The sequence below is a fragment of the Salmonella sp. SJTUF14076 genome, from assembly GCF_015534835.1.
GTDB lineage: Bacteria > Pseudomonadota > Gammaproteobacteria > Enterobacterales > Enterobacteriaceae > Salmonella > Salmonella enterica.
Map to the genome: position 1 here is coordinate 1,142,972 of NZ_CP064674.1, position 14,255 is coordinate 1,157,226.

Here is a 14,255-nt window from a genome sequence, read left to right on the forward strand (position 1 = left end):
GTCTGAAGGGTTAACGGGTAAATGCGGCGTGTAGTGCGTCCACGCTGCGTGCCGCACGCAGCGTACGTCCGGGGTTGCTCTGGCTTTCGCGTAGCGCCTGAACTTTGCTGACGATATGCGCGCCGATAGGTATCGCGGATGTCGCCGCCGGGGAGGGGGCGTTACAGGTGTGAATGGAACGCGGCGTCGTAACAAACAGAAAATCATCAATCAGTTTGCCGTCCGGCGAAACCGCCTGCGCCCGCACGCCTGCCGGCCAGGGCTGGAGATCGTTGACGGTCAGGCTGGGGCAATACTTTTGTACTCGCCGCAAATAGCCGCTTTTGCACAGCGAGTTTTTCATCTCGCCCAGTCCGGAAAGCAGATGGTTTTGCAGTACGCGGCGAATGCCGGCGGAGCGGAAAATCTCCAGGGTGTCGGTGAAGGAAACGTCGCGCTTACGGTAGCCTTCGCGTTTAAGCGCCAGCACCGCATTCGGCCCGACCGTGACGCTGCCGTCGATCATGCGGGTAAGATGGACGCCGAGAAACGGCATTGCCGGATCGGGGATCGGGTAGATCAAATGGTTAACGATCCGGTTGTGTCGCGGGGCCAGACGAAAGTACTCGCCGCGGAAAGGGCAGATAATAAAACCGGGCTCCACGCCCAGCATTTTGACCAGCCGATCCGCCATCAGTCCTGCACAGCCGATAAGCGTAGCGGTTTCTATTTCCCGACCTTGCGAGGTGCGAATAACAATGCCAGCGGCATGTTCTGTTAGCGCGCTGACCTCGGCATGGTAGATGATCTCGCCGCCTTTGGCCTGAAAGCGGTTCGCCATGGCCGTCGCGACATCGCGATAGCTGACAATCCCGCTGGAAGGGACAAAAATCCCGCCCAGGCCAATGATATTGGGTTCGCGTTCACGCAGCTCCGCCGCGCTTAACCACTCGCGCTCTAAGCCGTTGGCCGCCGTCCGCTCCCATAGCGCGCGCATCCGCGCCATTTCCAGCTCCGAGGTGGCGACCAACATTTTGCCGCAGGTGTCGTAGCGGATGTTGTTTTGATCGCAAAAGGTTTTGGTCGCCTGATTGCCTGCCAGACAAAACTGCGCTTTGAGGCTGCCGGGCGTGTAGTACACCCCGGCATGGATCACGCCGCTGTTATGCCCGGTCTGGTGGCAGGCTGGCGCGGACTCTTTTTCCAGCAACGCGATGCGCGCATCTGGGTAGACATCAATAAGTTGCATGGCGGTCGACATGCCGATAATGCCGCCGCCGATAATCACAAAATCATACATCCGCGTAATTCCTTCGCCGTGGCGTTTATTGGTGAGTTTGATAATGGCTGGCGGCGTAGGCGAAGTAACCTCGCTGGCGCATCAGTTCGCGACGCAAGTCAGGATGCGGCGTAAAACGATCGCGTCCATGTAGCCAGAACAGATTGTTAATCAGCAGGAATTTGCCGACCGGTACCGGCACGGAGAGGATGTTTTGACTGGTTTCCAGCGCGTCTGAAAGCTCGCTGAGCCAGACGCCTTCTTCAAAGTCTTTTGGCTGGACGAACTGGTCGATATAACGCATGACCGGGCGGCCTTGTTGGTCGACATCAAACACCGGGTGCCAGACGTCATGGCTAACATTTTTGCTTGGCGGCGCCGCCCAGCGCATGACGCGACGCGCCAGCGGATGGGTAAAAAACGACTCCAGATGTTCCCAGTCATCAAGGTGCAGCAGCAGCGAATTACCGCCTTCCATATTCTGTTCGTCGATTTTCATCATCAGCACGTAGTCGGTCACCTCCTCAACATAGGTACCGTCATTGTGCAGTTCCATTACGCGGTGGGGCTGGCGCAGATAACTGTCGGAGTTGTCGACGTTTTTGACCACGAAACGCGCGTAGTACTGGCCGCTCATCGCATCGTAGTTGGAGCGACCAATAAGATGTGCCACCGCCGTCGCCAGTTTGACCATCTCTTCTGCCTGTGCGACATCATCGATCCCTTCGGCGCTGATCAACAGCGCGCCTTGTGCACGGTTGAGGAGCGTTTTGATCAACAGCGGTTGTAGCTGATTGCCGCACAGATCGTCGAGGATCTTGCCGATTTTGAAACGTAAGAAAGATTTGTATTCCAGCGCCTGCACCGGCCACTGCGCGACCTGATGGAGAAATTGTCTTGTGGTATCCGCCGTAAACGTTAACGCCAGCAGACGCGGCGACTGCGCCGAAGGGGCAAGGGTGAAACCAGTATGGCGTTGGGCTAAATCATCTGTGTTCGCTTTTACGGCAGTCAGTGCATTCATCAGAATCATTCCTCTCGGTAAGATGGTCAGGGAGACATGGCGATGCTCATTTCGTAGCCATAAATTAAAAATATCGACATTTTCCAGGAACGCGTATGAAATAACCGCTTTTGTTTAATTATTGTGATCAAAAACAACAAATATTTAACAATACGAAAGGTGAGGTTAACGGCGCCACGAGCCTGACAACGGCAAGAAGGGGTGTAAAATGAGCGAGTTATGGGGAGAGTGATGCTGGCGGGGTTGCCCGGCCTGGCACATGAGCGCGTAGGCCGGACAAGTACAACGTATTTCAGCAGTCAATTAACTGGCGTCAACCTGCGGTTTACGGCTGTGTTTACGGATCAGACGTAACACTGGCGGTACGACAATGACCATGATCGCCATGAGCAGCAGGGCTTTGGCAACGCCGCTTTGCCACAAAATCGCCATATTGCCGTTACTGATGGAGAGTGCGCGACGCAGGTTCTGCTCCAGCATTTCCCCCAGTACGAATCCCAGGATCAGCGGCGACATGGGGAAGTGCATTTTACGTAAAATGTACCCTAACACGCCAAGTGCGACCATCAGCACCAGATCGAAGGTGGTGCTGTGTACCGCATACACCCCTACCGCCGATACGGCAGCGATGGCGGGTACCAGGAACCACAGCGGAATGGTGAGCATACGGGTGAACAGACCGATCAACGGGATATTCATGATCAGCAGCATCACGTTCGCAATCAGCAGCGCAGCGATGAGTCCCCAGACGATATCCGGCTGTTCGGTGAACATCGCCGGGCCTGGCGTGATGTTGTACAGCGTCAGCGCCCCCATCATCACTGCCGTAGTACCGGAACCGGGAACGCCCAGCGTCAGCATCGGGATGAAGGAGCCGCAGGCAGAGGCGTTGTTTGCCGCCTCCGGCGCCGCGACGCCGCGAATATCCCCTTTGCCGAAGCTATCGCTGTTGCCGCTGAGTTTTTTCTCGGTCATATAGGTAATGGCGCTGGCGATGGTCGCCCCGGCGCCGGGCAATACGCCGACAAAAAAGCCGATCACGGAGGAACGCAGGGTGGTGCCGATACACTGCGCGCCTTCTTTCAGGTTGAACAACATTCGACCCGTTTTGCGGACCATTGTTTGCCCGCTGCTGGTATGTTCCAGCATTAAAAGTATTTCTGATACCGAGAACAGGCCGATCACCACGACGATAAACTGTACGCCGTCGGAAAGATGAACGCTGTCAAAGGTAAAGCGATAAACCCCGGTGTTGGCGTCCACGCCGACGGTCGCAAGGCCAAGACCGATCAGCGCTGCCAGAAATGATTTAAGCGGGTTTTGCGCCATCATGCTGCCAAGACAGGCGATGGCAAAAACCATTAAGGCGAAATATTCCGCCGGACCGAAGGCCAGCGACCATTGCGCCAGTAAAGGGGCGAACAGAATGATGCCGCCGATAGCGATTAATGAACCGAAAAATGAGCTGACTGCGGAAATCGACAGCGCTACGCCGCCTTTCCCTTGCTGCGCCATTGGGTAACCGTCCAGCGCCGTCATGATCGCCGCCGCATCGCCGGGGACGTTGAGCAATATGGAGGAGATCCTGCCGCCATACTCACAGCCAATGTACACCGTCGCCAGCAGAATTAGCGCCGACTCCGCAGGCAGATGCAACGCAAAGGCCAGCGGCAGTAAGATTGCCACGCCGTTGATCGGTCCCAGGCCCGGCAGCAGACCGACGATCGTGCCCACGAAGCAGCCAATCAACGCGATAACCAGGTTTTCCGGCGTCATCGCCACCGCAAAGCCCTGAGAAAGATATATCCAGGTATCCATCGTTGCTCCGTTAACTCAGCCAGGCGCCGAGAGGTAAGGTGACATCAAGCAGCCGGTCAAAGGCATACCACAGCAGAATGCCTAATACCGCGCCGGAGATACCCGCCGCCGGAATCGTGGCGCCGAACAGCATCCCGATAACCATGGTGAGAAGCGCGGTGGCGATGGGAAAACCCAGCCATTCGAATCCCCAGGCATACATCAACAGGATGATGATCATGGTAATTAGCTTTTGCAGAACATGGCGGCGCGGCCAGCTCACCGTGTCGGGATGGCGCAATAACAGCGCCAGCGCGCAGAGCGCCATCAGGCCGATAATCCCCAGCGGAAAAGGGCGGGGGCCGACGGGTTCATAGCTGTATTCGCTTTGGATCTGCCAGGCGATGAATAGCCCGGCGATACAGAGCAACAGCCAGATACCCGCAAAGATACGATCGCTCATCATTGCCTCCGCGATTATTTCGCGAGTCCGAAGGCTTTCGCCTGTTCACGGTAATCAGTAACCTGTTTTTTCACGTAGTCATCGAGCTGCTGGCCGGTCATGTCGAACTCAAACAGGCCGCGCAGATCGCGCTGTTTTTTAAACTCGTCGGTTTGCTGGAGCTTCTTGAAGGTATCCACCCACCACTGGTAATCGGCATCGCTGACTTTGGGCCCGACGTAGAAGCCGCGAATAATCGGCCACACCAGGTCGTAGCCCTGTTCTTTAGCGGTAGGGATATTGGCAAGCTGGCCCGGCAGACGATTTTCTGAAAAGACGGCAAGCACGCGGATTTTGTCGCCGCCCAGATAAGGCACCATTTCACTGAGATCGCCGGAGACAACCTGAACATGGTTGCCCATTAATGCCGTCACCGGCTCGCCGCCGCCCTCAAAGGCAACGTAGCGCATCTTGTGCGGGTCGACGTTCGCCTTTTGCGCCAGCAACGCCGACTTCATCCAGTCCTGGCTGCCAATAGAGGCGCCAGCGCCAATGACCACGCTGTTGGGATCTTTTTCCATCGTCGTCATCAGATCTTTCAGCGTCTTCCACGGGGAATCCGCACGCACGGCGATCATGCCGTAATCAGTGCCCACGCTTGCCAGCCAGCGCACATCATCCACGCCGTAGCGACCAAATTTCCCCTGCGACAGGTTGAGCAGCGAACCGCCGGAAAAGGCGACCACAGTCCCGGGTTCGCCAGGGCGTTGGGCGACTATCGCGTTATAGGCCACAGCGCCGACGCCGCCGGGCATATACGTTACCCGCATGGGTTTCTCGATAGCGCCAGTCTCCAGCAAACTCACCTGAATCAGCTTACAGGTGAGGTCGAAACCGCCGCCAGGTTTGGCTGGCGCGATACATTCCGTTCGCGACGGCGCCTCCTGCGCCAGAACAGAGGTACTCATTAATAAAATGCTTGCAGTAAGGGTACGAAGTAATTGTTTTTTCATTTTTTATCCTCACGCCGGACGTCCGGATTTTTCAGGTTCGGAAGAAGATTTTTGTGATTATGTGAGCCGACATGTAGCAGTTCGGTTGCGTGATTGTTAAAACAATAACCTTTCAATTCCCTTTCAATGCGGCAGAAACTTTACAGGATGTGATATGCGTCTCTTATTGGCGGAAGATAACCGTGAGCTGGCTCACTGGCTGGAGAAAGCGCTGGTGCAAAACGGCTTTGCCGTGGACTGCGTATTTGACGGCCTGGCGGCTGACCATCTTCTGCACAGTGAAATGTACGCGCTGGCGGTGCTGGATATCAATATGCCGGGAATGGATGGACTGGAGGTGGTGCAACGGCTGCGTAAACGCGGTCAGACCTTGCCCGTTTTGCTGCTCACGGCGCGAAGCGCGGTGGCGGATCGCGTAAAAGGTCTCAACGTCGGCGCCGATGACTATCTGCCGAAACCCTTTGAACTGGAAGAGCTGGATGCCCGTTTACGGGCCTTGCTCCGACGCAGCGCTGGGCAGGTCCATGAAGTTCAGCAACTGGGGGAATTGATCTTTCATGATGAAGGGTATTTTCTGTTACAGGGACAACCGTTAGCGCTGACGCCGCGTGAGCAGGCGCTCTTAACCGTATTGATGTACCGACGAACGCGGCCGGTTTCGCGTCAGCAGCTTTTTGAACAGGTGTTCAGCCTGAACGATGAGGTAAGCCCTGAAAGCATCGAACTTTATATTCATCGACTGCGTAAAAAACTTCAGGGAAGCGATGTACGAATTACGACGCTGCGCGGCCTGGGTTATGTGCTGGAGCGCGGCGATGAAGTGGGTTAAGCCACAATCGTTGTACCTGCAACTCTTACTGTTCCTGGGTTTGCCGCTGATTCTGCTATGGGGGCTGTCGGCGTTTAACAGTTATGTCAATGCGCTACAGGCCGCCACTCAGGCTTATGATCGTACGTTGCTCTCCTCGGCGCGAACGGTATCGGAACGGCTGGTGGTGCGCAATAAGCATCTGGAAGTTAACGTGCCCTGGGTGGTGCTGGATAGCTTCGAGCTTAATATGAATGATCGACTCTATTACAAAGTCGTCGACCCTTCCGGGAAGGTCATTTCCGGTTATGACGATCTGCCTGCCATGCCGCCCGCTACGCCCCGTACCCGGCTTTATCCGGCGCTGGCGTGGTTCTATCATACCGAGTATCGCGGCGAGGCGATCCGCGTGGCGCGTTTGCTACAGCCGGTCAACGAAGGCGGCATTATCGGCATGGCGGAGGTTTATGTCGCAGAAACGCTGCAGTCCCGTCGTTATCTGGCGGGCCAACTGCTGTTCTCTTCCTGGATCTCACAGGGGCTGCTGGTGCTGCTGACCTTGGTGCTGGTTGGCTGGTTATTACGCCGGATCCTGCGCCCTATGCGTCAACTTTCGTCATTAATGGTACGCCGCGAACCGGGTCTGCTGACGCCGCTGCCGGAACTGCTGCCGTGGTCGGAAACACGCTTGTTAATCGTGGCGTTTAATCGCTACATTGACAGGCTCCGCGGCATCCTTTCCCGGCAGGAACGCTTTAGCGCCGATGCTTCTCACCAGTTAAAAACGCCGCTGGCGGTGTTAAAAACGCAGGCGGCGGTGGCGTTAGCCAGCCGGCACCCTCATCACTGGTACGAAAGTCTGCAGGCGATGAGCGTAACGCTGGATAGCACCATTCAGCTCACGGAAAGATTGTTGCAACTTTCTGCGGTAAAGCATAAAGAGCAGGGCGAGCGGCGTTTTTCCCCGGTGAATCTGTACGATATCGTACAGAGCGGCTGTTTTACCCGACTGGCGCAGGCGCGGAGTAAACATATCGACCTGGGCTACGAAGGCGAACAGGAAGCGATGTGGATCGAGGGGGATGAGGTACTGCTTAGCGAGCTGTGCGGAAACTTGCTGGATAATGCGCTGAAATACACGCCTGAGCAAGGCATCGTCACCGCGCGGCTTGAACGGGATGGCGATGCCGTGACGCTGGTTGTCGAAGATAGCGGCCCCGGCATTGATGATGAACACATCCATCTGGCGCTACAGCCGTTCCACCGGCTCGATAACGTAGGAAATGTGGCCGGGGCGGGCATTGGTCTGGCTTTGGTCAATGATATCGCACGCCTGCACCGTACTCATCCCCATTTTTCCCGTAGCGAAGCGTTGGGAGGGTTATACGTTCGGATACGCTTTTTAAGCCTTGTTCTGCAGTAATGCGCACAAATGTGTCAGCGGTAAAGCACGTTTACAAAAAGTCGCATCTTGAGGTGTGACGTTTTAATCAAATGATCATACATTCCCCCTACAAACCGTAGCGTTAATTAAAAATATAGTGGGTGCAGGGGCATGAATAATCATACTAAACGACGGGGAATAGCATTAACCGTCTTTCTTGTCGGGGTTAACATCCTGGCCTGGATTTGGGCGTTCTGTGTTTTTCATCACCATGCAGTCATGCTAAGCGCAGCCATACTGGCGTATAGCTTTGGGCTGCGTCATGCGGTTGATGCCGATCATATCGCAGCCATCGATACCGTCACCCGTAAACTGATGCAGCAGGGTAAAACGCCTTTAGGCGTGGGGGCGTTTTTTTCATTGGGTCATTCGACCATTGTCGTTCTGGCATGTCTGGCGATTGTTGTGACGTCGATGGCATTTCGCGATCGTATTGATGTTTTGCATCAATATGGTTCGTTGATTGGTACGGCTGTTTCCGCTTTTTTTCTGCTGGCGATGGCCCTGCTTAACCTGTTTATTTTGTTCAACGTCTGGCGGCAATTTCGCTCGGTTACCCGCGGCGAGTCAGTGAGGGCGCATGACGAGGCCATACCTGGCGGGCTGATGACGCGTATATTTCAGCGTACGTTTCGTTTGGTCACTTCCAGTTGGCATATGTATTTTGTCGGTTTTCTGTTTGGCTTGGGATTTGATACCGCAACCGAGGTTGGGTTGCTGGGCATTTCCGCTTCAGCAGCTAACCAGGGGCTATCTCTCTGGTCGATGATGATTTTTCCTGTGCTGTTTACCGCCGGGATGGCGCTGGTGGATTCCCTGGATAACTTTGTCATGGTCGGCGCTTACGGTTGGGCTTTCTCGCGTCCATTACGTAAGCTTTATTATAATATGACCATTACCGCCGCATCCGTCATTGTCGCGCTGGCGATTGGCGGGCTTGAGGCGCTGGGGTTGATTGATGATGCGTTACAGTTAAGCGGAACATTTTGGCAGACCGTCAGCACGCTTAACGATCATATGGGGAACGTGGGCTTCTGGGTAGTGGGTGCTTTTGTGCTATTCTGGCTGCTCTCGTTGTTGAATTATCGCTGGCGCGGCTATGATAAAATCACCCTCAATACCTGATTGATTTCTGTAAAAATAGCATTTCGGCAGTGGTGTCATATCATTGCCGAAGCATTTTATCTCCTGAGAGTATATTCTTCCCGGTAAGTGCGTTATTTTTCATGCTTGCCTTTCGTTATCAATTTAAGCAATCCGATATAACATACAATACCAAAAATAATAATAACAGTTGTATACCCAAGAATCAGCCAGTCTGCATGTGTCATAATATAATCCAGTTATCAGGTATCCCGTGTTAAGGCGATCTTTAAGCCTGTTGTCAGCAAGAACCACTGTACCCGTTCAGTGCTGTTGGCAATAACGTATTGTTTATGCACAAGAGCGTTGTTACAAATAACGTATACATTGAGCATAGACCTCACCCACATTTTTGTAATGCCATAAAGCAAGGCTACACCTTTAATCTACTGACGGTATGCCAGGCCAGAAGAGATAAAAGGGTGGTTGTCATCATCATCTGTTCCTGACGCCAGGTTAATGACACATACATATGAAAATGTATAACCGCTGCATGCTTTTTAGCACGTTATCTGTAACATACCGTGTTAATCAATTCCATAAAACCGAGTATAGTGTAAGTGAATTTCGAGTAATTGTCATTATGATTATATGGTGGTTAACTTATTTTTTAAATTCTGATTAAATTTTCGTTTTTTATCAGGTCATCAGGATTTATGAAAAACCTGGGCGTAAAAACATATTTACGTCCAGGCTTTCTTTTTAGCAAATCGATTTCCCGGTAAAATAGGGGGTCGACCACATGCGCTTATATTCCCATTCAGGCCTTAGTATGCCGATGGAAAAAAGTAATTTTTTTTGTCTTTCCTGGCAGTAATGTCTGGCACGGTTAATATTTAGCCACATTAGTATGCTGCCGGGACTGAGTGGTCTGAACTCATTTTTAATTGCACCATTAGATACGTCAAAGTAGACGTTCATCTGGCTTTCAGATTTCAATACGATATCAAATGCACAGGGTATCCCTTCAATATAAAGAATATGCCCAAACAGAAGGTGATGCAGTTGACTAAAAAAGTTGGCAAGGTTATCAGCGGGATAGCAGGATGAAGTATTGCCGAAACGAGACCGAAATAACTCGATAAAAATATGAGTCAGTTCATCAGAAGAACAATCAGCAACGCTTTTTACACTCCCGCCTTTTTTAAGAAATTGCTGATATTCATTACGGCGTCTTTTTTCAAACTTAGAAGAGAACGTTTCTTTGACCAGACAATTTTGTTTCTTTCTGGTGAGTTTCCATATGGCATTGCGTATTTGTGGCTGATGCAACGCCGAAAGTCGGTTAGTACGATCGGGCAAGAAGCAGCGTAAATCTGGCGCCATCGGAATAAGTATCTCATCTGAAGATAGCGGGAAGGTTCTGCGCGTCAGGATGCCAATATTCTGATCATTACAGATAAAGTAGGCGCCTTTAATCTTATCATCTTCTTTATAGTGGAAGAATTTAAAATGCCAGTTATGGCGCTTCATAAAATAATCAACAATATCTGGGTGCATATTGATACTACCGCCGTATTGCGTAAACACCTCCCGGTATAGGGTAAAGGAAGACGGTTGCCAGCGGGTTAATATACGCTTAACTTCTTGTATTTTCACCAAAACTCCTGACTTAGCTTACTGAAAATGCTATTTTGTATTATTTTTTCGCTCAACCAAATAAAAATGTGAAAAATGTTTAGCTTGTATTTAATGGTTAACATGCTAATCGATGACGTTATGGTGAAGGGAATAAGATTAAGATGTTGATCATAGCATGAGTGAAAGCGACGGTTTAATGCCGCGCTTTTCACTCGCAAGCCATTCCGTATTTAACCATTCAGTAGCGATACAGATTTCAAAGAGCTCCGCTGAACGGTAGCAGGATCTGCACATCCGCGTATGAAATAGTTCTACCGGGAGAGGCTGTTAACCTCTTGTATTATTGTATCCAGAATATGATAGCGCTTCCGATACTCTGCGCGTTTTTTGCTGGGGATACTTTCAGGCGCTTTACGCATCACCTGTGATGGCAGATGATATAAGGCACCTTTCTTAACGCCGTTTAGCGACTCCCAGAATTCACTATAGCTGGCTACAAAAGTTTTTTTCTTCTGGAATAAGTACCGGAGTTGACGATAAACATGGTTGTTTTCACTTACCGCATAAATCTCGTCGACATTACAGGCCTGCATCAATGTCGCAAATGCTTCATACAGCATCCGTTTAGGAAAGAGACCGTAACAATCTTTGGTGGCGTTACGTATGACTTGTGGGCCGACATGTTTACTGGGCCCTTGTAACCCGGCAACCAGCGCTATTTGCTTCCCTTCATGGCGTATAAAGGAAAATGATAAACGTGCCAACGGCGTATCATTGAAGCACAGCGTTAATGTCAGTTCACCTTCTCTGTCATAGCCACAGGGACCGCAGTAGATATCTACCAGAGCGCCGTTTTTTCCTTCCAGGTGAGCGAGTAAGATTTGTTCCTCGGACAGAAGGATCTTTTTAATTTTATTTTCCGGAAAGGACTGAACGAACTGGTAGTGTTCCAGAATAGCCCTTGCCCGGCAACGCATGCTAAGTCCGGTATACAAATAGGGCCGCTGGATTTTTGCCGGCAACAGTGGACGATGAATGATCAGCGTTCTGGGCTGAGACAGATGGCATAATTCATTGAAGTATTTAATTGTCGTTATGGGGTTAATAAGGCAACGTAATACAAATTTATAGCGAAACTTACGCTCTCCCCAGCGTTTATGGCGATAAGGCGTCTGCGCCATGACTTCTTTTAACATTAATAATGGATTATATCTTTCCATATCACTTTGCTGCATCGTCATACTACGTCCCTACTACTCGATAGACTTATAACCGAGACGGTAGCCTGATTGAGTTAAACGTAAAGGCAACGAAGAAGGCCTGTACAGACGACGTTGTTAAACAGTTTATCAATGGCAGCAATAAAACGCCTGAACGCGCTTTTTAATAGGTTTTCTGCTAATGAGTGGGATGAGTCCTGAACGTAGTATTAAAACGAATGCCGTGTTTATTATTTTAAATAATGTTATATATTCTAAATAATTCGAGTTGCAGGAAGGCGACAAGCGAGCGAATCCCCAGGCGCTTACTAAAGTAAGTGACTGGGGTGAGGGAACGCAGCCGCAGCACATGCAACTTGAAGTATGACGAGTATAAGCCAATATATTTATTTGGCTGGTATTGTGTAAGCCAGACAGCAACGCGTCGTGATGCGTTATTATGTAACCAGACGCAAAGGGGTATTCACCTTATCTCTAAATGCAAATCTATATGATAAATTTTATCATGTACTGTGTTGCTCTCTCTGGGAGAAAATATATGCAGCGTTCACTCGATAGTCTGGCCGGTATGGCTACATCTGCTTTTGGCGCGGGGACTTCTGCTGCTATGCGGCAAGCTACCTCGCCCAAAACCATTCTGGAATATATCATTAACTTTTTTACCTGTGGTGGGGTGCGTCGGAAAAATGAAGCACAATATCAGGAATTGATAGAGACTATGGCTGATACATTGAAAAGTTCAATGTCTGACAGAGGTGCTCCGTTGCCAGAAAACATCATCCTGGATGATGTGGATGGGTGTCGTGTCGAATTTAATCTTCCTGGTGAGAATAACGAAGCTGGACAAGTTATTGTACGGGTCAGTAAAGGCGACCATTCTGAGACGAGAGAAATTCCGTTTTCCTCTTTTGAAAAAATATGTCGAGCTTTACTATTCAGATGCGAATTTTCTCTCCCTCAGGATTCTGTAATATTAACTGCCCAGGGAGGCATGAATCTTAAAGGCGCTGTCCTTACCGGAGCAAATCTGACGGCAGAAAATTTATGTGGCGCAGACCTAAGCGACGCAGATTTAGGGGGGGCAGTACTGTTTATGGCGGATTGTGACGGTGCAAATTTTAAGGGCGCAAATCTATCGGGAGCATCATTAGGCGACAGTAATTTAATGAACGCCTGTCTGGAAGATAGTATTATGTGTGGCGCTACCCTCGATCGCGCTAATCTTACTGGTGCCAATTTACAACACACAAGTCTGTTAGGCTGTAGCATGGTAGAATGTAATTGTTCCGGTGCGAATATGGATCACGCTAATGTTTCAGGCGCAACCCTTATACGTGCCGATATGAGCGGTGCGACATTACAGGGTGCTACTATAATGGCTGCTGATATGGAAGGCGCTATCTTAACCCGGGCAAACCTGCAAAAGGCGAGTTTCATTTCTACGAACCTGGGCGAGGCTGATTTGTCCGAAGCTAATTTAAAAAATACCAGTTTTAAAGATTGTACACTAACCGATTTGCGTACTGAAGACGCCACAATGTCTACGAGTACACAAACACTTTTTAACGTATTTTATAGTGAAAATATTTAGCCCTATTTGATGTAAATCTGAAATAAAAGCAATGTAAGAAAATAATCTGCTACTGAATAGTAGCTGGGAGTAAATTATTTACAGTATCTTTTATTATTACAGGAGTATGCGACGGTAAAAATATCTGAATAACTATTTCTATTTTCTCAAGTAGAACTTCCAACTAAAGCGAATTGTTTGAAAAGGAAAACGTTATGCCTGGATGTATAAGTGCCTGTTCGTGCGTTGCCAGCCCGACGCCTCCCGATCCTAAGGCCCCCCCTAAGCCTAAGTGGATAGAGTTAAAAGGTTATTGTGTTACATGTACTAGTCAGGAGGATATTCGTCCACCTAAAGAGGGTGAACCAAAGCAAAAAATGACACCCAGCGAGTTAGTGCTGTTACGAGGTCTTTTAAAAGACCTGGGGGTAACACAACATCCCTGGCAAGACCCGACAGTAAAATCCACTAACTGTGGGTTGCCATATTTTCCAGTAGATCCTGGAGAACGAGAAACCGATGTTTGATGGTTTTCTGTCTGCAAAGCGCCTGATAAATATTACCAGGCGCTTTGTATTTTGGAGCCAACATCACTTTCATTGTCATATATCGAATGACTACAATCGTATCCGATCCCGCCATTACCCTGACGGAAAGCCTCTGGCAAACTGTAAGAACGGTTCGCCGTCGGCAGGGAAGCGTCGGTGAACCCTGAACCACGCTATACCATTTTTCCTGGTTGTTTCTTGTCATTAACGCTTTGAAAAATAGTTTTATTTCTCTATTCCTGTTTTGTAAAACCTCCGTTCAGTAGGCGCATTCTGCCACCCCTCCCGGATTTACTGGCAAAGTGGAGCCCGGACAGAGAGTCATATTGCAAAATCCCGTTTCCGTTTTCTTATTACCAGATTTTTGCGGTCGAAAGATTGCCTTTTTCTTAATTGAATGATAATTA

At 50.2% G+C, this 14,255-nt stretch carries 12 protein-coding genes; 5 read left to right on the top strand and 7 right to left on the bottom strand.

Features of this window, described 5'->3' with window-relative positions:
* Nucleotides 1-10 precede the first annotated feature (10 nt).
* The 5 genes from lhgO to HU143_RS05670 all read right to left on the bottom strand — a co-directional run bounded on the left by lhgO (nt 11) and on the right by HU143_RS05670 (nt 5,534).
* Complete coding sequence (gene lhgO, locus HU143_RS05650) at nt 11-1,279, bottom strand: L-2-hydroxyglutarate oxidase (RefSeq protein WP_000271905.1); 1,269 nt, start codon at nt 1,277-1,279, stop codon at nt 11-13.
* Between the two features lie 25 nt (nt 1,280-1,304).
* A complete protein-coding gene (gene glaH, locus HU143_RS05655; protein ID WP_000993100.1) occupies nt 1,305-2,282 on the bottom strand; it encodes a glutarate dioxygenase GlaH in 978 nt (325 codons plus the stop codon).
* A gap of 303 nt (nt 2,283-2,585) precedes the next feature.
* On the bottom strand, nt 2,586-4,100 hold the full coding sequence (locus HU143_RS05660) for a tripartite tricarboxylate transporter permease (RefSeq protein ID WP_000382037.1): 1,515 nt from the start codon (nt 4,098-4,100) through the stop codon (nt 2,586-2,588).
* 10 nt (nt 4,101-4,110) lie between these two features.
* Nucleotides 4,111-4,545: a tripartite tricarboxylate transporter TctB family protein gene (locus tag HU143_RS05665; protein WP_001574835.1), complete on the bottom strand. Its 435-nt coding sequence runs from the start codon at nt 4,543-4,545 to the stop codon at nt 4,111-4,113.
* A gap of 11 nt (nt 4,546-4,556) precedes the next feature.
* Nucleotides 4,557-5,534, bottom strand: coding sequence for a Bug family tripartite tricarboxylate transporter substrate binding protein (locus HU143_RS05670; RefSeq protein ID WP_023226802.1), 978 nt, complete (start codon nt 5,532-5,534; stop codon nt 4,557-4,559).
* A 154-nt stretch (nt 5,535-5,688) separates the two neighbouring features.
* Here HU143_RS05670 and tctD point away from each other — a divergent pair, with 154 nt between their 5' ends.
* The 3 genes from tctD to HU143_RS05685 all read left to right on the top strand — a co-directional run bounded on the left by tctD (nt 5,689) and on the right by HU143_RS05685 (nt 8,911).
* A complete protein-coding gene (gene tctD / locus HU143_RS05675) occupies nt 5,689-6,363 on the top strand; it encodes a transcriptional regulator TctD (RefSeq protein ID WP_001237934.1) in 675 nt (224 codons plus the stop codon).
* Entirely contained in the window at nt 6,350-7,765 is a 1,416-nt protein-coding gene (locus tag HU143_RS05680; RefSeq protein ID WP_023226803.1) for a sensor histidine kinase, read from the top strand. Before tctD ends, HU143_RS05680 begins: the two co-directional genes overlap by 14 nt.
* 132 nt (nt 7,766-7,897) lie before the next feature.
* Nucleotides 7,898-8,911, top strand: a complete 1,014-nt coding sequence (locus tag HU143_RS05685; RefSeq protein ID WP_001059354.1) for a HoxN/HupN/NixA family nickel/cobalt transporter — start codon at nt 7,898-7,900, stop codon at nt 8,909-8,911.
* 720 nt (nt 8,912-9,631) lie between these two features.
* Here the strand turns inward: HU143_RS05685 and HU143_RS05690 are convergent.
* Both HU143_RS05690 and HU143_RS05695 read right to left on the bottom strand, forming a co-directional pair.
* Nucleotides 9,632-10,528, bottom strand: coding sequence for an antimicrobial resistance protein Mig-14 (locus HU143_RS05690; RefSeq protein ID WP_023226804.1), 897 nt, complete (start codon nt 10,526-10,528; stop codon nt 9,632-9,634).
* 293 nt (nt 10,529-10,821) lie between these two features.
* A complete protein-coding gene (locus HU143_RS05695; RefSeq protein WP_023226805.1) occupies nt 10,822-11,751 on the bottom strand; it encodes a VirK family antimicrobial peptide resistance protein in 930 nt (309 codons plus the stop codon).
* Nucleotides 11,752-12,268: 517 nt separating this feature from the next.
* Between HU143_RS05695 and pipB2 the strand changes: the two genes are divergently transcribed.
* Both pipB2 and HU143_RS05705 read left to right on the top strand, forming a co-directional pair.
* The gene (gene pipB2, locus HU143_RS05700; protein WP_023226806.1) at nt 12,269-13,321 is read left to right on the top strand and encodes a type III secretion system effector PipB2; all 1,053 of its coding nucleotides are present in this window, start codon (nt 12,269-12,271) and stop codon (nt 13,319-13,321) included.
* 173 nt (nt 13,322-13,494) lie between these two features.
* Complete coding sequence (locus HU143_RS05705) at nt 13,495-13,827, top strand: hypothetical protein (RefSeq protein WP_077905756.1); 333 nt, start codon at nt 13,495-13,497, stop codon at nt 13,825-13,827.
* Nucleotides 13,828-14,255 lie beyond the last annotated feature (428 nt).